Origin of the sequence: Mycobacterium sp. E1386 (genome assembly GCF_001672745.1) — a bacterium.
In the GTDB taxonomy this organism is placed as follows: domain Bacteria; phylum Actinomycetota; class Actinomycetes; order Mycobacteriales; family Mycobacteriaceae; genus Mycobacterium.
Map to the genome: position 1 here is coordinate 1 of NZ_LZKH01000083.1, position 17,055 is coordinate 17,055.

Below are 17,055 nucleotides of genomic sequence, written 5' to 3' on the forward strand. Positions count from 1 at the left end.
CATCCCGGCGATGCGCCGCCCGAGCCGGGTTATGTGCCGTCGCAGGCGTTGGCCGATTTCGTGCGCTGCCGCGATCTGACGTGCCGCTGGCCGGGTTGCGATTGCCCGGCGGTGGCCTGCGACATCGATCACACCATCCCCTACAGCGCTGGCGGGCCCACGCACGCCTCGAATCTCAAATGTTATTGCCGCACACACCATTTGGTGAAAACCTTCTGGGGGTGGCAGGAAAAGCAATTACCCGATGGAACGCTGATCCTGACCTCCCCGGCCGGGCGCACCTACGTCACCACCCCGGGCAGCGCCCTGCTGTTCCCGAGCCTGTGCCGGGCCACCGGGGCGATCGCGGCCGCCGAAGCCGACCCACCCCAGGACTACTGCACCGACCGCACCGCGATGATGCCGAAACGGCGCCGCACCCGCGCCCAGGACCGCACGTACCGGGTGGCCACCGAACGCCGACACAACCGGGACGCCCGACTAGCCCAACGCGCCGGACCCGCAACACCGCCCGACGCCGAACCACCGCCGTTCTGACGGCCGGTAACGGGTTCGGCCCGGTCCCGTGCTCGTCGCAACCCGTCGAATCGGGACCTCAAAGGAAGCGAATACCGCGGGCCTAAGCGGTAGCGTCATTGCTGCTGGCTGGGCCGCCGAGCGAGGTGCACCCCAAGCGCTCGGCGCGCCGCAGCGGCGATGCGACGGGAGGCAAGCATGAAGTGCGGCATCGTCGGGGGATTGGCCGGGCTGCTCCTGGCCGCGGAGCTGATCGCTTCGGCGCCGCCGGCCAGCGCCGGCTGCCAGTACGGAGGAAACGTCCTCAGTAAATGCGACGGACCGGTCCAGCCCGACGGCACCTGGCAGCGTTGCGTGGCGGTTCCGCGCTTGATTCCCAACGGTGCCAGTTCCTACCTGGTGCCCGACGGCCACTGCGAGTCGATGGGCCCCGACCAGCACCCGGCGGATCCCGCCTTCGCCGACCCGCCGATACACATCGACGGCTGAGCCGCGGGGATGTGCCACAGCCCAACAGGTCGTCCGAACGGGTCGCCACCGATCTGATGGAGGATTTGGGCATGCCCGCGTCCCTGCCTCCACTGGCCGCCGAAGACCACGTCTGCGCTGATTGTGGAATGAATTACTCGGATATTCGGCCCAACGACGCGGTCGGTGTCATCGCCGGCCTGCCGGACGCGATTCGGGAGGCGATCTCCGCGATCCCGCCTGGATCGCGACGGTCACGCCCCAGTCCCGAAGTGTGGTCGGTCGCCGAATACCTCTGCCATCTGCGGGACGTCTACGTCTCCTTCACCATTCGGCTGTACCGCGTCCGCACCGAGCGCGAGCCTGCGTGCGAGCCGATGTTCAACGATCTGCGGGCCCGCCGCTTCCGGTACAACGATTGCGACATCGACGCCACGCTCGAGGAGCTGGCGGCCGCCGTTGCGGGCTTCCGCGACGAGGTCGCGCGCATCAAAGACCATGACTGGGACCGCACCGGGACCCGGCTGCCGGGCGAACGGCGCACTGCCCGCTGGTTCGTGCGCCAGGCGATGCACGAAGGCGTGCACCACCTCGGCGATATCCGGAGAATCGGCGGAACGGCTCCTTGAGCCCGCCCGGAAGCCGCCTCGGCCGCGAATTTGGCTCTGAGCTGGTCGTCACCTAGACTCTAGGGGTTGCCTTGGGCAGACCTCGGCCGGTGCGAATCGGCCCCGCGTGCCCTTCGGTGACAAAGACCGCGCATGTCAGGTGATTCGGTGGGCTGTGGCTTGCCTCCTGCCGTGCACACGCAACCAGGTCAGGAGATCGAGTGATTCAGCAGGAATCGCGGCTGAAGGTCGCCGACAACACCGGCGCCAAGGAGATCTTGTGCATCCGGGTGCTCGGCGGTTCGTCGCGACGCTACGCCGGCATCGGGGACGTCATCGTCGCCACCGTCAAGGACGCCATTCCCGGCGGCAACGTCAAGCGCGGGGATGTCGTCAAGGCCGTGGTGGTGCGCACGGTCAAGGAGCGCCGCCGCCCGGACGGCAGCTACATCAAGTTCGACGAGAACGCCGCGGTGATCATCAAGCCCGACAACGACCCGCGCGGCACGCGCATCTTCGGCCCCGTCGGCCGCGAGCTGCGTGAGAAGCGGTTCATGAAGATCATTTCGCTGGCCCCGGAGGTGTTGTAGATGAAAATCAAGAAGGACGACACCGTTCTGGTCATCGCCGGCAAGGACAAGGGCGCCAAGGGCAAGGTGCTCAAGGTTTACCCGGAGCGCAACCGGGTCCTGGTCCAGGGCGTCAACTCAATCAAGAAGCACACCGCGGTTTCGAGCAACCAGCGCGGAGCCCAGTCGGGTGGAATCGTCACCCAGGAGGCGCCGATCGATGCCTCCAACGTGATGGTGGTTGATTCCGACGGTAAGCCCACCCGCGTCGGCTACCGGGTCGACGAGGAGACCGGCAAGCGGGTTCGTATCTCCAAGCGCAACGGCAAGGACATCTGATGACCACTGCAGAGAAGGTGCAGCCGCGCCTGAAAGAGCGCTACCGCAGCGAGATTCGCGATTCGTTGCAGCAGCAGTTCGGCTACGGGAACGTCATGCAGATCCCGACCGTGACGAAAGTCGTTGTCAACATGGGCGTCGGCGATGCGGCGCGGGACGCGAAGCTGATCAACGGCGCGGTCAGCGACCTTGCGCTGATCACCGGGCAGAAGCCCGAGATCCGCAGGGCGCGCAAGTCCATCGCGCAGTTCAAGCTGCGCGAGGGCATGCCGATCGGTGCGCGTGTCACCCTGCGCGGCGACCGGATGTGGGAGTTCCTCGACCGCCTCACCTCGATCGCACTGCCCCGTATCCGTGACTTCCGCGGCCTTTCGCCCAAGCAGTTCGACGGTGTGGGCAACTACACGTTCGGGCTGGCCGAGCAGTCGGTGTTCCACGAGATCGACGTGGACAAGATCGACCGGGTTCGCGGCATGGACATCAACGTCGTCACCTCGGCGACGACCGACGACGAAGGACGAGCGCTGTTGCGGGCCCTCGGCTTTCCCTTCAAGGAGAACTGAGTAGATGGCGAAGAAGGCACTGGTCAATAAGGCCGCACGCAAGCCGAAGTTCGCGGTGCGCGGCTACACGCGCTGCAACAGGTGCGGCCGGCCGCGCGCGGTGTTCCGCAAATTCGGCCTGTGCAGGATCTGCCTGCGCGAGATGGCGCACGCGGGCGAACTGCCCGGCGTGCAGAAGAGCAGCTGGTAAGAGCCAGGACCCCGAGACCAACCCAGAACAGGCACGCGACAGGCCCGGACCGGGAACCACCGCGAGGAAGGTACCAACGCTGTCATGACCGCGATGACGACGCTGAGCGTAGCGATGAAGAGGAGCAGCGCTCGATGACTATGACGGACCCGATCGCAGACTTCTTGACACGTCTGCGCAACGCCAATTCGGCGTATCACGACGAGGTGACGCTGCCGCACTCCAAGCTCAAGGCCAACATCGCCCAGATCCTCAAGAGCGAGGGTTACATCAGCGATTACCGGACCGAAGACGCTCGGGTCGGCAAGTCGCTGATCGTCCAGCTCAAGTACGGACCGAGCAGGGAGCGCAGCATCGCCGGACTGCGGCGCGTGTCCAAGCCCGGTCTGCGGGTGTACGCGAAATCCACCAACCTGCCGCGCGTGCTCGGCGGCCTGGGCGTGGCGATCATCTCGACCTCCTCGGGCCTGCTGACCGATCGTCAGGCAGCCAGACAGGGCGTGGGCGGCGAAGTCCTCGCGTACGTGTGGTGAGGGAGTAGACATGTCGCGCATTGGTAAGCAGCCGGTTCCGGTTCCCAGCGGAGTCGACGTAACGATCGAGGGACAGAACGTCTCCGTGAAGGGGCCCAAGGGCAGCCTGAATTTGACGGTCGCCGAACCGATTACGGTGGCCCGCAACGACGACGGCGCAATCGTGGTCACCCGCCCCAACGACGAGCGGCGCAACCGCTCGCTGCACGGGTTGTCGCGCACCCTGGTGTCCAACCTGGTCACCGGAGTCACCGAGGGTTACACCACCAAGATGGAGATCTTCGGCGTCGGTTACCGCGTGCAGCTCAAGGGCGCCAACCTCGAGTTCGCGCTGGGCTACAGCCACCCCGTGGTCATCGAGGCGCCCGAGGGCATCACCTTCGCGGTCCAGTCCCCGACGAAGTTCTCGATCACCGGCATCGACAAGCAGAAGGTCGGCCAGATCTCGGCGAACATCCGCCGCCTGCGCCGTCCCGACCCGTACAAGGGCAAGGGCGTGCGCTACGAGGGCGAGCAGATCCGCCGCAAGGTCGGAAAGACAGGTAAGTAGTCATGGCGCAAAAACAAGCTGACACCGCCGCGCGAAAGCCGGTGGGGCAGAGCGTATCCGCAACTCGTCGGGTCTCGCGGCTGCGCAGGCACGCCCGGCTTCGCAAGAAGATCGCGGGCACCCCGGAGCGTCCGCGGCTCGTCATCAACCGGTCAGCGCGGCACATTCATGTGCAGCTGGTCAACGACGAGAACGGCACCACGGTGGCCGCGGCGTCGTCGATCGAGGACGACGTGCGCGGCCTGCAGGGCGACAAGAAGGCCCGCAGCGTGCGGGTGGGCCAATTGATCGCCGAGCGCGCCAAGGCCGCCGGCATCGACACCGTGGTGTTCGACCGCGGCGGTTACACCTACGCCGGACGGATCGCGGCGCTGGCCGATGCCGCCCGCGAGAACGGATTGAGTTTCTAGATGATCGAGACCTCGAACAAGACTGGAAGGACCGCATAATGGCGGAACAGTCGGCCGGCGGGCAGGGCGCCCCAGACAGCCGTGACTCGCGCGGTGACCGCGACAGCCGCGGCCGGCGCGATGGCGGCGGGCGGGGTGGCCGCGACCGCGACGGCGACAAGAGCAACTACCTGGAGCGGGTCGTCGCCATCAACCGTGTCTCCAAGGTGGTCAAGGGTGGTAGGCGCTTCAGCTTCACCGCGTTGGTCATCGTCGGCGACGGCAACGGCATGGTTGGCGTCGGCTACGGCAAGGCCAAGGAAGTTCCGGCCGCCATCGCCAAGGGCGTCGAAGAGGCGCGCAAGGGCTTCTTCCGCGTGCCGCTGATCGGCGGCACCATCACGCACCCGGTGCAGGGTGAAGCCGCCGCCGGCGTGGTGCTGCTGCGCCCGGCCAGCCCGGGTACCGGTGTGATCGCCGGCGGCGCGGCGCGTGCGGTGCTGGAATGCGCCGGGGTGCGCGACATCCTGGCCAAGTCGTTGGGCAGCGACAACGCGATCAACGTGGTGCATGCCACCGTCACCGCGCTCAAGCTGCTGCAGCGTCCCGAGGAGGTGGCGGCCCGCCGCGGGCTGCCGATCGAGGACGTCGCCCCGGCCGGAATGCTCAAGGCGCGACGGGAAAGTGAAGCGCTGGCCGCCAGTGCCGCGCGTGAGGGAACGGCACCGCAATGAGCCAACTGAAGATCACCCAGGTGCGCAGCACCATCGGGGCCCGCTGGAAGCAGCGGGAGAGCCTGCGCACCCTGGGCCTGCGACGGATTCGCCATTCGGTGATCCGTGAGGACAACCCACAGACCCGCGGCCTCATCGCGGTGGTCAATCACCTCGTTGAGGTGGAGGAGACACAGTGACCATCAAGCTGCACGATCTGAAGCCCGCGCCCGGGTCCAAGACCGCCCGCACCCGCGTCGGTCGCGGTGAGGGCTCGAAGGGCAAGACCGCCGGCCGCGGCACCAAGGGCACCAAGGCCCGCAAGAACGTGCCGGCCACCTTCGAGGGCGGCCAGATGCCGATTCACATGCGGCTGCCCAAGCTCAAGGGCTTCCGCAACCGGTTCCGCACCGAGTACGAGGTCGTCAACGTCGGCGACCTCAACCGGCTGTTCCCCCAGGGCGGCTCCATCGGTGTCGACGAGCTGGTCGCAAAGGGTGCGGTCCGCAAGAACTCGTTGGTCAAGGTCCTCGGCGACGGCAAGCTGACCGTCAAGCTCGAGGTCTCCGCGCACAAGTTCAGCGGCAGCGCGCGGGAGAAGATCACCGCCGCGGGCGGCTCGGTCACCGAGCTCTGATCAGCCAAGCCGCGGAATCACTTCCGCGGCAAGGCGTTCCATCTGCTCGCGGTTCTCTGGAACGTCGACGCCGACCGGATTGAGCAACAGGTACTCGGCGCCGGCGTCGATCACCTCGCGCAGCCCGCGTGCCACGTCGTCGGGTGTGCCCGACACCGGAACGTCTTCGACGCCGGGCATCTTGCCGTAGATCCGCCGCAGGCCAGCCAGCACGCGCTCGCGCGCCCGCGCCGCGTCGTCGTCGACCATCAGGTAGACGCGCTTGCCGATGGTGAAATGGGTTGGGTCCTTTCGTTGTTCGTCGAGTTCGCGGCGCACCACGGTCACCGCCCCGGCGAACGCCTGGGTGGTCGACGAACCGGCGCCCATGAAGGAGTCGCCGTGGCGCACCGCCCTGGCCAGGGCCTTCGGCGCCAGGCCGCCGAACCAGATGGGCGGGTGCGGCCGCTGTACCGGCTTGGGCGCGATCGGCACGTCGTCGACGTCGCGGAACCGGCCATGGAACGTAACCCGGGGTTCGTCTGACCAGGCGGCCTTCATCAGCTTCAGACCCTCGGTGAAATACGAGATGTACGTTTCCTTTTCGACGCCGAACGCGGCGAACCTGCGAAAACCGCCGCCCGTCCCGACGCCGACGTCCAGCCGGCCGTGGCTGAGCCGGTCGACCGCGGTGACGGAAGAGGCCAGCTGCAGCGGATCGTGCAACGACGTCACCAGCACGGCGACGCCCAGACGCAGCCGCTCGGTGCAGGCCGCGCAGTAGGCCAGCAGCTCCAGCGGCGCCAGCAGCGGTGCGTCCCCGATGATCTGCTCGAGCACCCAACCCCCCTCGAACCCGAGCTCCTCGGCCCGAAGCAGGTACGCCCGCAGCCCTTCGGCGTCGAACCGGTCGTAGTCGAATTGGGGGATGGCGATGGAGAACCTCACCCCATCACCGTACGGCGGCGGTGTCGGTACGCTGCAAACATGTTCGCCTTCCTGCCCTCGATGCCCGGGGTCGACGACGTCCGCGCGTTGGCCGTACGAGTCGACACCGCCCGCCACCACGGCGTACCCAATGGCTGTGTCCTCGAGCTCGACCTGCGGTCGGCGCCGCCGGAGGCGACGGGGTTCGACCCGCTCGCGATCCTCACCGGCGGCAGGCCGATGGCGCTGCGCGACGCGGTCGCCGCCATCCACCGCGCGGCCGAGGACCCGCGGGTCGCCGGGCTGATCGCGCGGGTCCAACTTGCGGCCTCACCGCCGGCGGCGGTGCAGGAGCTGCGTGACGCCATCGCCATGTTCACCGCCGCCAAGCCGTCGCTGGCCTGGGCGGAAACCTACCCGGGCACCCTGTCCTACTACCTGGCCTCGGCGTTCGGCGAGGTCTGGATGCAGCCGTCGGGAAGCGTGGGGCTGATCGGCTTCGCGAGCAACGAAACCTTCCTGCGCGACGCGTTCGACAAGGCGGGGATCGAACCCCAATTCGTCGCGCGCGGCCAATACAAGTCGGCGGCAAACCGTTTCACCGAACACGGCTTCACGACGGCCCACCGCGAGGCCGTCACCCGGATGCTGGAAAGCCTGCAGCAGCAGGCGTGGCAGGCGATCGCCGAATCGCGCAAACTCGACGCCGGCGCGCTCGACGCGCTGGCCGACCGCGCGCCGCTGCTGCGCGACGACGCCGTGTCCGCCGGGCTGCTAGACCGGATCGGATTTCGCGACGAAGCCTACGCCCGCATGGCGGAACTGGTTGGGGTGAAGGATGTTTCGGATGAGACCGACCCGCCGCGGCTGTACCTGGCGCGTTACGCCGGTGCGGCCCGCCCCCGGCTGACTCCGCCCAAGCCGCCGGTGCCCGGCCGCCGGCCCAAGCCGACCCTGGCCGTCATCACCGTCGACGGCATGATCGTCGACGGACGCGGTGGGCCGCAGTTCCTGCCGTTGGGCACTTCGACCGCCGGCGGCGACACCATCGGGGCGGCGCTGCGGGAGGCCGGCGCCGACGACTCGGTGTCCGCGATCGTGCTGCGGGTGAACAGCCCGGGCGGCACCATCACGGCGTCGGAGAGCATCTGGCGCGAGGTGACCCGCGCCCGCAAGCGGGGCAAGCCGGTGGTCGCTTCGATGGGCGCGGTCGCCGCGTCCGGCGGTTACTACGTCTCGATGGGGGCCGACGCGATCGTCGCCAACCCGGCGACGGTCACCGGTTCGATCGGCGTGATCACCGGCAAGCTGGTGATCCGCGATCTGTTGGAGCGGTTGGGGGTCGGGTCGGATACCGTGCGCACCAACGCCAATGCCGACGCCTGGTCGATCGACGCACCGTTCACGCCGGAGCAGCAGGCGCATCGCGAAGCCGAGGCGGACCTGTTCTACGCCGACTTCGTGCAGCGGGTCGCCGAAGCCCGCAACCTGACCGCCGAGGCGGTCGATCGTGTTGCGCAGGGACGGATTTGGACCGGCGCCGACGCGCTGGACCGCGGCCTGGTCGACGAACTCGGCGGGTTCCGCACCGCCGTGCGCCGGGCCAAAGTCCTGGCCGGCCTCGACGAGGACAGCGACGTCCGCATCGTCAGTTATCCGGGCTCGTCGCTGCTGGACATGGTGCGACCGCGCGCCTCGTCGCAACCCGCCGCCGCATCGCTGCCGGACGCGCTGGCCGCCCTGCTGGGCCGCACGGTCACCGGTGTCCTCGACAACGTCGAGCACACGCTGAGCGGCGCCAGCGCGCTGTGGCCGGGGCCGTCGCGGTTCTAAGCGCTAAGCGGTGAGCCCGCCGCTGATGAAGATGATCTCGCCGAGCGGGTCGTCGTTTTGCGGGGGCGGCGCCTCGATGCCCTGGCGGCGGAACAGTTCCGTGCGGGTGGTGCCCTCGACGTCCCACCGCATGGACCGCAGATAGTCCAGGACGTGGTTGCGTTCGCCGGCGTAGACCAGCGACGCCATGTCGATGTCCACGCCGTGGTCGCGGAAGGAACCGGACATCTCCCGCACCCGGTCCGCATCGAAATCGACGATGCCGGGCACGAATTCGGTGGCGATCGTGCTCCCGGGCGCGCTGAGCGCGGTGATGTTGTCGAACAACCGGTCCTGGGCGTCCGGCGGCAGGTAGATCAGCAGACCCTCGGCCAGCCACGCCGTCGGCGCCGTCGTATCGAACCCGGCCGCTTTCAGGGCGGCCGGCCAGTCGGCGCGCAGGTCGATCGGCACGGTGCGCCGCGTCGCGGTCGGTTCGGCACCGATGCCGGCCAACGTGCCCGTCTTGAATTCGATGACGCGGGGCTGGTCGATCTCGTAGACCACCGTGCCGTCCGGCCACGGCAGCCGGTAGGCGCGCGCGTCCAACCCCGATGCGAGGATGACCACCTGCCGGATTCCGCCGCCGGTGGCGTTGACGAAGTAGTCGTCGAAATACTTGGTGCGCACGGCCATTCCGTCGACCATCGCCTGCATGCGCACCTGCGACGCGTTCTCGATCGCGTCGAGGTCGAGCTCGCCGTCCATCATCTTGGTGAAAAAATCGACCCCCACCGCGCGCACCAGCGGCTCGGCGAACGGGTCGTGGATCAGGCCGCGGGGATCCTTCGTCGCCATGGCGCGGCCGGCGGCCACCATGGTCGCGGTCGCGCCCACACTGGACGCCAGATCCCACTCGTCGTCGTGAGCGCGTGACATAGGTGAGACCCTAGCCAACCCGCTACGCCAGCGTCGCGGCGACGTAGCTCAGCTCGCCGAAGGTGGCCGACATCTCGTCCTCGGGAAATTCAAAGCCGTTCTGCGCGTACAATTCCCGGGCCGGGTGGGTCTCCACCTGCCAGCCGTGGGTTTTCAGGTAGTCGACGACGACGTTGCGTTCGCCCCGGTAGAAGAGGTCGGCCGCGTTGAGGTTGAAGCCGAAGCGCTGCCACCTTTCGCTGATGCGCTGCAACCTCTCGTCGGAGAAGGCGTTGGGGTCGGGCACGTGTTCGGTCGCCACCCGGCTGCCCGGCGCGCTGAGCGCGGTGATGTTGTCGAACAACCGGTCCTGCGCCTCGGGCGGGAGGTAGGGCAGCAGGCCCTCCGCGCTCCACGCGGTCGGCCGCGTCACGTCAAACCCGCCTTCGCGCAACGCCGCCGGCCAGTCGTCACGCAGGTCGATGGCGATCGCGCGGCGCTCGGCCGTCGGGGCGGCGCCGAGGCCGGCCAGCGTGTCGGTCTTGAACGCGATGACCTGCGGCTGGTCGATCTCGTAGACAACGGTGCCCGCCGGCCACCGCAACCGGTAGGCGCGGGTGTCGAGGCCGGACGCCAGGATCACCGCCTGCCGCACACCATCTTTGGTGGCGCCGGTGAAGAAGTCGTCGAAAAACCGGGTGCGAACGGTGATCTGCTCGGCCCGGGCCTTGCGGTTGAACAGCGGGTCGTCCTCGAAATCGACCTGTCCGTCGACGATGCGGATGAAGGGCTCCAGGCCGACGGCGCGGACCAGCGGTTCGGCCAGCGGGTCGTCGAGTAATGCGTCGGGTCCCTGTGACGCCACCGCGCGGGATGCGGCGACCATGGTGGCCGTCGCTCCCACGCTGGACCCGGGTCCCCAGCTGTCGCCTTCGGTACGTCCCGATTCCACAGTCATGCAAAGGCTCCTATTTCGTGTCCAGTGTGCCGCTTACGTAAAGCATCTCGCCCATGCGGATGTCGTCGTCCTCGAGCGGCGGAAGCCCGTTGGCCGAGAACAGCTCCCGGATGCTGACGCCGTTCAGCGACCAACCACGCTCGCCGAGGTAGGGGGCGGCCTCGTTGCGTTCCCCGAAGTAGACGAGCCCCGCCATGTCCAGGTCGAAACCGTGCGCACGCCAGCGTTCGGAGATGTGCTGCATGCGTTCCTTCAGCTTGTCCTCATCCCCGGGTTCGGGGTTGGGCGCGCTCTCGACGGCCAACCGGCTGCCCGGCGCGCTGAGTTCGGTGATGGTGTCCAGCAGGCGATCCTGCGCCTCCGGGGGCAGGTACCCCAGCAGGCCCTCGGCGCTCCACGCGGTCGGCTGGGCCGGGTCGAATCCTGCGGCGCGCAACGCGGCCGGCCAGTCGTCGCGCAGGTCGACGGCCACCACTCGCCGGTCGGCGGTGGGCGCGGCGCCCAGGTCGGCCAGCGTGCGCGACTTGAAGTCGATCACCTGGGGCTGGTCGACTTCGTAGACGACGGTCCCGGCGGGCCACGCCAGCCGGTAGGCGCGGGCGTCCAGCCCCGAGGCCAGGATCACCGCCTGCTTGATGCCGGCACGCGTCGCGTCCAGGAAGAACTCGTCGAAAAACTTCGTGCGCACGGCCATGTTGTCGGCCATCCGGGACATCGCGCCGCCGGATCCGGTCGCGCCGTCGTGCGCGTCGTTCAGCTCGTCCGGGTTCACCTCGCCGGTCGCCAGCCGGGTCAGCAGGTCCACGCCCACGGCCCGGACCAACGGCTCGGCGAACGGGTCGTTGATCAGCGGACGGTCGGCGCGGGTCGCCACGGCGCGGGCGGCGGCGACCATCGTCGCGGTCACCCCGACGCTGGACGCCAGATCCCAGGTGTCGCCCTCGTACCTGGTGGAAGTCATGTTCGCCCCTGTTCAGGAATAGTCAATCTAATATTTAGCTGATATAACAAGCCTCCACCACTGTACGCTTCCGCGAATTCGCGGCAACCTTGACGGATCGGGTGCTGCGCTCCCGGGGCACGCTGGTGCAGGCCGGCGTTCACGCGCCGGGCCGTTGGGAGTGGAGCGATGGCGCGACGCGTTCCTCGCGATCGCCAACCAGGGCGAAAGCGGAGCGGTGAAAGTCGCTACCGACCAGCGTTAGGCGGGGCGGGTGGCGCGGTAGTAGTTCAGTCGCCCGAGAACGCGGTGCGGCGTCGATGCGACCTCGGTGCAGTCGAATCCCGCCGCCGTCAGCAGTCGAGGAATCGCATCCCCGAGATTTCCCGCCGCGTGGGGGTTGCGCCTGACGAGCCGCGCCAGCGGGCCGCGGTCGGCGGTCTCCTCGCCGCCGATGTCGACCAGATGCAGCCTGCCGCCGGGGCGCAGGACACGGAAAATCTCTTGAGCCGCAGCGGTTTTCGACTGATCGGCGATATGGTGCAGCATCATCGACGACAGCACTCGGTCGAATTCGCCGTCGGCGTAGGGGAGCCGCTCCGCGTAGCCGTGCTCGAAACGGACGCCGTCCCCTTTGCGTCGCGCCCGATCGAGCGCCCGCGGGTCGGGGTCGCATCCGACCGCCTCCAAGCGGGGATACTCGCGTTTGGCCCGAAGAATCAGATTGCCGGTGCCGCAGCCGATTTCGAGGACGTGATGGCAGTCGGCCAGGTCGGCCTGAGCGATCAGCGCCTGATGGAACCGTTTAACACCAAGCAGGCGTGAGATCAGGTCGTAGCAGGGCAGCAGCGCGTCGTGACCGGCGGCGGGCAAGTAGTCATGTGGATGATGTTTTGTCACGAAATCCATGGTGAATCGATGGAGCCCAGAATAATTGGGTGATTCTCGGGGAAAATTAGACTATTTTCGGTGACATGACGCAACCTGCTCGGATGGTTCGGCGTCGCGCGGGGGTGCCGATCTACGAATACCGCACCGATCCGGACACGCCGCCGGTGTCGGTGGTGAGGTCAGGTCCCGAGGATTTCATCGATCGCGGTCGCCACATTCACGACTTTCCGGCGCTCTGGTACCTGCCCGCGGCCGGACTGGTCTACGTGGCGGCCGCGGGCCGGGTGCTGGAACCCGCACGGCTGGAGCTTCACGACGCCGGAGTGGCGGTGTTCTTCGATCCCGCCGCGCTCGGCGAGGACGCGCGATCGCCGTGGCCGGCGTGGCGGGCGCACCCCCTGCTGTTCCCGTTCCTGCACGGACAGTCCGGCGGAATCCTGCGGCTGGATGTGCCCGCGGACCGACGGGCGGCGTGGGACGCCGCGATCCGGTCGATCGAAACGGAATTGGGTGCGCGGCAGGACGGTTATCGGCAGGCGGTGCTGGCGCACCTGACCCTGTTGTTGATCGACCTCGCGCGCCTGGCCGGCCCGGTGGTCGCCGAGCTGCGGCGCAGCGGTGAACCGCTGCTGGCCGGGGTCTTCGACGTGATCGACCGGCGGCACGCCGAGCCGTTGTCACTGCGCGACGTGGCAGGTGAACTCGGCATCACCCCGGGACACCTGACCACCGTGGTCCGGCGCCGCACCGGACGCACCGTGGGGGAGTGGATCACCGAGCGCCGCATGGCGGAGGCGCGGACGTTGCTCGCCGAAACCGATCTCCCGATCGCCGAGGTCGCCGGGCGGGTCGGGATCGCGGACGCGGGCTATTTCAGCAGGCTGTTCAGCCGGACCCATGGAGTATCGCCACGCGCATGGCGCGGCCGGGCGGCCTGAATGCCGCGACTCAAACGGTGACCGCCCCGTGAGATCCGGTGATGGGCAAGTCGATCGGGGTGATGACGCCCGGTTGCGCGTCGCAGACGAACGGGATGGCGTTGACCGCCGCGACGGCGGTGCTGTCCATCAACACGGTCATCACGTCCTCGCCGGGTTGACCGAATCGGATGGTCGCGTCGACGCGCGGCTGGCCTTCGATCACCACGCTGAAGCCTTTCGGATCGGTCCAGCGCGGGTCGAGCGCGTCGTCGCTCATCGTCCAGCAGATGGCGAGCTCGACGACCGGACGACCGCCGAGATGGCCGCGATAGGTGCGGCGCTGTCCGCCGACGGTGCCGGCGGCGAAGTTCACCCAGCCCAGGTCGAGATCGCGGGTCAACACCGCCGGCTCGACGAACGCGTCCTTGGAGTCGAGCTCGACGCCCAGCATTGTGGCGATCATGTCCAGGGTCTCGAAATAGCCGAGGCCGTAGCGTTGTGTCTCCGGATCGATGTGGGTCACCGGCTCACGGGGTGTTTTGCCGAATCCGAGCACTTTCCACACGTCCCATACGGGATAGGTGGTGCAGTCCAAGGTTTCAACGAGCTTGACGCTGTGGATCTTTCGGCATGCGCCGGTGAGGAAGCCGGCGACGACGTTGATGAAGCCCGGTTCGAATCCGGTGCCCAGGAAGGTCGCCCGTCCCTCCTGCGCCGCCGCTTCGAGCGCGGGGAGTTCGGCCGGGTGATGGGTGCCGGTGAGGAAATCACCCGTCGTGACGACGTTGATGCCGCTGCGCAGCATCCTGGTCACCAGCTCGTAGTCGATGGCGCGGGGCATGTAGCACACGCAATCCGGTCGGAGGTCGATCAGCGCGTCGGCGTCGCCGGTCGCGGCGACGCCGACCGAGGCTTGGCCCGCCAGCTCGCCCGCGTCGCGGCCCACCTTGTCCGAACCGAATGCATGAACGCCCACCACGTCGAAGTCGTCGCGCTCCAGCAGGGCGCCGAGCGCTCGCTTACCGATGTTGCCGGTCGACCATTGGACCACTCGGTAGCGCGCCATGCTCACACCGTATCGATGTCGAGCCAGTGATCGACGTCGAATTGATCGTCGACGGCGCGGATCGTCGCGCCGCCATGGCCGGGGTAGTGCGCGGGTATCACGGCAGCCTTGGCCTGGACCGCCTCGGCGAATATCCTGCGGCGGGTCACCGCGGCGGCCGCCGCGTCGACGTCGAAGGCGCAGGCGTCGCCGGGTCGACGGAGTTGCAGCGGGCTGTGGGTGAGGTCGCCGACGAAGACCGCCGGCTCACCCGCATCCAGCCACAGCACCGAGGAGCCCGGCGTGTGCCCGGGGGCGGGCCGCAGCCGCAGGGACGCACTGATCTGGTAATCGCCGGACCACGGGACGAGCTGGCCCGCCTCGGCGATGGGCGCAACGCTGTCGGCGAACACCAATTGGTCACCGCGCTGCTGGGCCGCTTCCTCTTCGCTGCGCGGCGATCGCCTCGCCGCGGGCCCATCGGGGGCGAAGTGCCGGTAGTCGGCCGCCGGCACCACGTATCGGGCGTTCGGAAAGGTCGGCACCCAGGAATCGTTGTCCAACATGGTGTTCCACCCGACGTGGTCTGAGTGGATGTGGGTGTTGACCACCACGTCGACGGCGGTGCGGTCGACGCCCGCCGATCGCAGGGCGGCCAGGAAGCCGGTGTTCAAATGGTCCAGGGGCGGCATGTGCGGGCGTTGGCGATCGTTGCCGACACCGGTGTCCACGACGACGGTCAACCCGTCCACCTCGATGACCCAGCTCTGGATCGCGATGTGCCACTGATCGGTGGAGGGATCGAAGAAGTCGGGCACCAGCAGGTCGGCGTTGTCTCGCCAGCCCGACGGCGGCGTTTGCGCGAAAAGGCGGGTGTCCAGGTCGAATTGGAGCTCGAGTACCCGCGCGACGGTCGCGTGGCCGAACCGGACCGGGCGCATCAGACGTTCGCGCGCAGGTAGCCGTAGACGCCGGCGAAGTTGCGGTTGACGTCCTCGGGGATGGGCACCGGACCGCCGAGAGCCCTTGCGCCCCAGACGATTTGGGCGGTGCGCTCGACGAGGGCGGTGATGTGCAGCACCTTGTCGGGCCGCGGCCCCACGGCCACCAGTCCGTGGTTGGCGATCAACGCGGCGCCCCGGCCGTCGAGCGCCTTGACGGCGTTGGCGCCGACGTCGGGAGTGCCGGAGGCGGCGTACTCGGTGCAGCGGACGTCGCCGCCGCAGTACACCGCGAACTCGTCGATGCACGCCGGAATCGATTGGTGCGCAATGGCGAACATGGTCGCCCACACCGGGTGGCTGTGAATGACGCTGCCGATGTCGTCGAACGCGCGGTAGCAGGCCAGGTGCAGCTGCATCTCCGAGGACGGCGAGCGGCCATCCGCGGCGTGCAGCACCGCGCCGTCCGGGTCTACGAGCACGAGGTCGTCGAGCTGCATGTCGCGGTAGTCGACCGACGACGGCGTGATGACGATGTTGCCGTCGGAGCGCCGCGCGGAGATGTTGCCCGCGGTTCCCTCGACCAGGCGCCGGCGCAACATGTCCTTGGCCGCGTCCAGCACGGCGGTTTCGGGGTGGGCCACCGATTTCACGGACGTCATGGGCCGAGCACCTCCGGGTTGACGATGTGGGCGGGCGTGCCGCCGGCCAGCAGCGCTTCCAGGTCGTCGGCCACCATCTGCGCCTGCCGAGCCTCAGTGTTCCACGTGGCACCGCCGATGTGGGGCGTCAGCACGACATTGGGCATGCCGACCAGCGGGTGGTCGGTGGGCAGCCACTCGCCGACGAAGTGGTCCAGGCCCGCGGCGGACACCTTGCCGTCGCGCAGCGCGTCGACGAGCGCGTCGGTGTCGTGCAGCTGGGCGCGGGCGGTGTTGAGGAAGACCACGCCGTCGCGCATGGCGGCGAACTGCGGCGCCCCGATCATGCCGACCGTGTCGTCGGTGACGGGCGCATGCAGGGAGATCACGTCGGCCTCGCCCAGCAGCTCGTCCAGGCCGTGCCGGGCGTCGTCGTTGTACGGGTCGTGGGCGATGACCCGCAGGCCCAGCCCGGACAGCCGCCATGCGGTGGCGCGGCCGACCGCGCCGAGACCCACCAGGCCGGCGGTGCGCCCGGCGACCTCCCAGCCGCGGAACCGCTGATAGGGGATGCTGCCGTCGCGAAAGATGTTGCCGCTGCGGACATCCGCGTCGGCGGGCACGAGCTGGCGGGTGGCGGCCAGCAGCAGGGCCACCGTCATCTCGGCGACCGCGTCGGCGTTGCGGCCCGGAGTGTTGAGCACCGGAACCCCGGCCGCGGTGGCCCCCGCGATGTCGACGTTGTTGGGGTCGCCGCGGGTCGAGGCGATCACCCGAAGGCCCAAGTCGAACACCGGCCCGCCCACCGAGTCGCTTTCCACCACAACCACATCGGCGGCCTCCACGGTGATGCGCTCGGCCAGTTGTTCGGCGCTGTAGATCCGCAGGGGGGCCTGCTCGATCCAAGGGTCATAGACCACGTCGGCCAGCTGCTTCAGCTTGGCGAAGCCCGGTCCCCGCAGCGGGGCCGTCACCAACGCGCGCGGTCTTGACGTCACGAACCCCAAT

At 68.4% G+C, this 17,055-nt stretch carries 24 protein-coding genes and 1 pseudogene; 16 read left to right on the forward strand and 9 right to left on the reverse strand.

Translation table 11 applies throughout. From position 1 onward, the window contains the following. The 13 genes from A5709_RS09450 to rplO form a co-directional block, all read left to right on the forward strand. On the forward strand, positions 1-537 hold a 537-nt coding region (locus tag A5709_RS09450), incomplete at its 5' end, for an HNH endonuclease signature motif containing protein (protein ID WP_197520107.1). Between the two features lie 177 nt (positions 538-714). Then, positions 715-1,005 (forward strand): hypothetical protein, encoded by a 291-nt coding sequence (locus A5709_RS09455; RefSeq protein ID WP_068119631.1) that lies wholly within the window; start codon positions 715-717, stop codon positions 1,003-1,005. 71 nt (positions 1,006-1,076) lie between these two features. Continuing rightward, positions 1,077-1,613 (forward strand): DinB family protein, encoded by a 537-nt coding sequence (locus A5709_RS09460; RefSeq protein ID WP_068010934.1) that lies wholly within the window; start codon positions 1,077-1,079, stop codon positions 1,611-1,613. Between the two features lie 200 nt (positions 1,614-1,813). Continuing rightward, positions 1,814-2,182 (forward strand): 50S ribosomal protein L14, encoded by a 369-nt coding sequence (gene rplN, locus A5709_RS09465; RefSeq protein ID WP_003403649.1) that lies wholly within the window; start codon positions 1,814-1,816, stop codon positions 2,180-2,182. Further along, positions 2,183-2,500, forward strand: coding sequence for a 50S ribosomal protein L24 (gene rplX, locus A5709_RS09470; protein ID WP_066945894.1), 318 nt, complete (start codon positions 2,183-2,185; stop codon positions 2,498-2,500). It begins immediately after the preceding gene. Then, the gene (gene rplE / locus A5709_RS09475) at positions 2,500-3,063 is read left to right on the forward strand and encodes a 50S ribosomal protein L5 (RefSeq protein WP_067943625.1); all 564 of its coding nucleotides are present in this window, start codon (positions 2,500-2,502) and stop codon (positions 3,061-3,063) included. Before rplX ends, rplE begins: the two co-directional genes overlap by 1 nt. Positions 3,064-3,067: 4 nt before the next feature. Beyond that, positions 3,068-3,253 (forward strand): type Z 30S ribosomal protein S14, encoded by a 186-nt coding sequence (locus tag A5709_RS09480; protein ID WP_007167851.1) that lies wholly within the window; start codon positions 3,068-3,070, stop codon positions 3,251-3,253. Between the two features lie 134 nt (positions 3,254-3,387). Beyond that, positions 3,388-3,786 (forward strand): 30S ribosomal protein S8, encoded by a 399-nt coding sequence (gene rpsH / locus A5709_RS09485; protein ID WP_008260619.1) that lies wholly within the window; start codon positions 3,388-3,390, stop codon positions 3,784-3,786. Between the two features lie 10 nt (positions 3,787-3,796). After that, complete coding sequence (rplF, locus tag A5709_RS09490; protein WP_067943622.1) at positions 3,797-4,336, forward strand: 50S ribosomal protein L6; 540 nt, start codon at positions 3,797-3,799, stop codon at positions 4,334-4,336. Between the two features lie 41 nt (positions 4,337-4,377). Then, positions 4,378-4,746 (forward strand): 50S ribosomal protein L18, encoded by a 369-nt coding sequence (gene rplR / locus A5709_RS09495; protein WP_082948339.1) that lies wholly within the window; start codon positions 4,378-4,380, stop codon positions 4,744-4,746. A gap of 38 nt (positions 4,747-4,784) precedes the next feature. Further along, positions 4,785-5,459 carry a 30S ribosomal protein S5 gene (rpsE, locus tag A5709_RS09500; RefSeq protein ID WP_066945871.1) on the forward strand — a complete coding sequence of 225 codons (675 nt, stop codon included), beginning with the start codon at positions 4,785-4,787 and terminating at the stop codon, positions 5,457-5,459. Continuing rightward, positions 5,456-5,638, forward strand: coding sequence for a 50S ribosomal protein L30 (gene rpmD / locus A5709_RS09505; protein ID WP_067754267.1), 183 nt, complete (start codon positions 5,456-5,458; stop codon positions 5,636-5,638). Before rpsE ends, rpmD begins: the two co-directional genes overlap by 4 nt. Beyond that, a complete protein-coding gene (gene rplO / locus A5709_RS09510; RefSeq protein ID WP_067950619.1) occupies positions 5,635-6,075 on the forward strand; it encodes a 50S ribosomal protein L15 in 441 nt (146 codons plus the stop codon). Before rpmD ends, rplO begins: the two co-directional genes overlap by 4 nt. Here the strand turns inward: rplO and A5709_RS09515 are convergent, their stop codons facing one another. Then, entirely contained in the window at positions 6,076-7,002 is a 927-nt protein-coding gene (locus A5709_RS09515; protein ID WP_068010919.1) for an LLM class flavin-dependent oxidoreductase, read from the reverse strand. A gap of 39 nt (positions 7,003-7,041) precedes the next feature. Here A5709_RS09515 and sppA point away from each other — a divergent pair, with 39 nt between their 5' ends. Then, positions 7,042-8,814: a signal peptide peptidase SppA gene (gene sppA / locus A5709_RS09520; RefSeq protein WP_068119633.1), complete on the forward strand. Its 1,773-nt coding sequence runs from the start codon at positions 7,042-7,044 to the stop codon at positions 8,812-8,814. 3 nt (positions 8,815-8,817) lie between these two features. Here the strand turns inward: sppA and A5709_RS09525 are convergent, their stop codons facing one another. From A5709_RS09525 to A5709_RS09535, 3 genes are read right to left on the reverse strand one after another with little or no spacing between them, the layout of a single operon-like run. Further along, entirely contained in the window at positions 8,818-9,732 is a 915-nt protein-coding gene (locus A5709_RS09525; protein WP_068119635.1) for a class I SAM-dependent methyltransferase, read from the reverse strand. A gap of 22 nt (positions 9,733-9,754) precedes the next feature. Continuing rightward, the gene (locus tag A5709_RS09530; protein WP_067950628.1) at positions 9,755-10,669 is read right to left on the reverse strand and encodes a class I SAM-dependent methyltransferase; all 915 of its coding nucleotides are present in this window, start codon (positions 10,667-10,669) and stop codon (positions 9,755-9,757) included. Between the two features lie 10 nt (positions 10,670-10,679). Further along, positions 10,680-11,630: a class I SAM-dependent methyltransferase gene (locus A5709_RS09535; protein ID WP_068119637.1), complete on the reverse strand. Its 951-nt coding sequence runs from the start codon at positions 11,628-11,630 to the stop codon at positions 10,680-10,682. 98 nt (positions 11,631-11,728) lie between these two features. On the opposite strand from A5709_RS09535, the pseudogene A5709_RS27965 reads away from it, so the two are divergent. Continuing rightward, positions 11,729-11,874 (forward strand): annotated as a pseudogene (locus A5709_RS27965) (oxidoreductase); the annotation flags it as partial. On the opposite strand, the gene A5709_RS09540 reads toward A5709_RS27965, so the two are convergent. Continuing rightward, positions 11,871-12,509 (reverse strand): class I SAM-dependent methyltransferase, encoded by a 639-nt coding sequence (locus A5709_RS09540; RefSeq protein WP_369827291.1) that lies wholly within the window; start codon positions 12,507-12,509, stop codon positions 11,871-11,873. The pseudogene A5709_RS27965 and the gene A5709_RS09540 overlap by 4 nt on opposite strands. 74 nt (positions 12,510-12,583) lie before the next feature. Between A5709_RS09540 and A5709_RS09545 the strand changes: the two genes are divergently transcribed. After that, positions 12,584-13,438, forward strand: coding sequence for an AraC family transcriptional regulator (locus A5709_RS09545; protein WP_067950634.1), 855 nt, complete (start codon positions 12,584-12,586; stop codon positions 13,436-13,438). A gap of 10 nt (positions 13,439-13,448) precedes the next feature. Here A5709_RS09545 and A5709_RS09550 read toward each other — a convergent pair whose 3' ends face one another. Genes A5709_RS09550 through A5709_RS09565 form a run of 4 tightly spaced genes read right to left on the reverse strand, consistent with a single transcriptional unit; the run spans position 13,449 to position 17,045 of the window. Beyond that, positions 13,449-14,486 carry a dihydrodipicolinate reductase gene (locus tag A5709_RS09550; RefSeq protein WP_067950636.1) on the reverse strand — a complete coding sequence of 346 codons (1,038 nt, stop codon included), beginning with the start codon at positions 14,484-14,486 and terminating at the stop codon, positions 13,449-13,451. A gap of 2 nt (positions 14,487-14,488) precedes the next feature. After that, a complete protein-coding gene (locus A5709_RS09555) occupies positions 14,489-15,406 on the reverse strand; it encodes an MBL fold metallo-hydrolase (protein WP_067950638.1) in 918 nt (305 codons plus the stop codon). Next, positions 15,406-16,068 carry an L-fuculose-phosphate aldolase gene (locus A5709_RS09560; protein ID WP_156745037.1) on the reverse strand — a complete coding sequence of 221 codons (663 nt, stop codon included), beginning with the start codon at positions 16,066-16,068 and terminating at the stop codon, positions 15,406-15,408. The genes A5709_RS09555 and A5709_RS09560 overlap by 1 nt, the downstream gene beginning before the upstream one ends. Continuing rightward, positions 16,065-17,045, reverse strand: a complete 981-nt coding sequence (locus A5709_RS09565) for an NAD(P)-dependent oxidoreductase (protein ID WP_067950741.1) — start codon at positions 17,043-17,045, stop codon at positions 16,065-16,067. The genes A5709_RS09560 and A5709_RS09565 overlap by 4 nt, the downstream gene beginning before the upstream one ends. Between the last annotated feature and the right edge of the window lie 10 nt (positions 17,046-17,055).

Excerpts from the sequence above, each read along its gene's own strand:
- A5709_RS09455 (WP_068119631.1), top strand. The coding sequence starts at position 715 with ATGAAGTGCGGCATCGTCGGGGGATTGGCCGGGCTGCTCCTGGCCGCG.
- A5709_RS09460 (WP_068010934.1), top strand. The coding sequence starts at position 1,077 with ATGCCCGCGTCCCTGCCTCCACTGGCCGCCGAAGACCACGTCTGCGCT.
- rplX (WP_066945894.1), top strand. The coding sequence starts at position 2,183 with ATGAAAATCAAGAAGGACGACACCGTTCTGGTCATCGCCGGCAAGGAC.
- rplE (WP_067943625.1), top strand. The coding sequence starts at position 2,500 with ATGACCACTGCAGAGAAGGTGCAGCCGCGCCTGAAAGAGCGCTACCGC.
- A5709_RS09480 (WP_007167851.1), top strand. The coding sequence starts at position 3,068 with ATGGCGAAGAAGGCACTGGTCAATAAGGCCGCACGCAAGCCGAAGTTC.
- rpsH (WP_008260619.1), top strand. The coding sequence starts at position 3,388 with ATGACTATGACGGACCCGATCGCAGACTTCTTGACACGTCTGCGCAAC.
- rplF (WP_067943622.1), top strand. The coding sequence starts at position 3,797 with ATGTCGCGCATTGGTAAGCAGCCGGTTCCGGTTCCCAGCGGAGTCGAC.
- rpsE (WP_066945871.1), top strand. The coding sequence starts at position 4,785 with ATGGCGGAACAGTCGGCCGGCGGGCAGGGCGCCCCAGACAGCCGTGAC.
- rpmD (WP_067754267.1), top strand. The coding sequence starts at position 5,456 with ATGAGCCAACTGAAGATCACCCAGGTGCGCAGCACCATCGGGGCCCGC.
- sppA (WP_068119633.1), top strand. The coding sequence starts at position 7,042 with ATGTTCGCCTTCCTGCCCTCGATGCCCGGGGTCGACGACGTCCGCGCG.
- A5709_RS09525 (WP_068119635.1), bottom strand. The coding sequence starts at position 9,732 with ATGTCACGCGCTCACGACGACGAGTGGGATCTGGCGTCCAGTGTGGGC.
- A5709_RS09530 (WP_067950628.1), bottom strand. The coding sequence starts at position 10,669 with ATGACTGTGGAATCGGGACGTACCGAAGGCGACAGCTGGGGACCCGGG.
- A5709_RS09535 (WP_068119637.1), bottom strand. The coding sequence starts at position 11,630 with ATGACTTCCACCAGGTACGAGGGCGACACCTGGGATCTGGCGTCCAGC.
- A5709_RS09545 (WP_067950634.1), top strand. The coding sequence starts at position 12,584 with ATGACGCAACCTGCTCGGATGGTTCGGCGTCGCGCGGGGGTGCCGATC.
- A5709_RS09550 (WP_067950636.1), bottom strand. The coding sequence starts at position 14,486 with ATGGCGCGCTACCGAGTGGTCCAATGGTCGACCGGCAACATCGGTAAG.
- A5709_RS09555 (WP_067950638.1), bottom strand. The coding sequence starts at position 15,406 with ATGCGCCCGGTCCGGTTCGGCCACGCGACCGTCGCGCGGGTACTCGAG.
- A5709_RS09560 (WP_156745037.1), bottom strand. The coding sequence starts at position 16,068 with ATGACGTCCGTGAAATCGGTGGCCCACCCCGAAACCGCCGTGCTGGAC.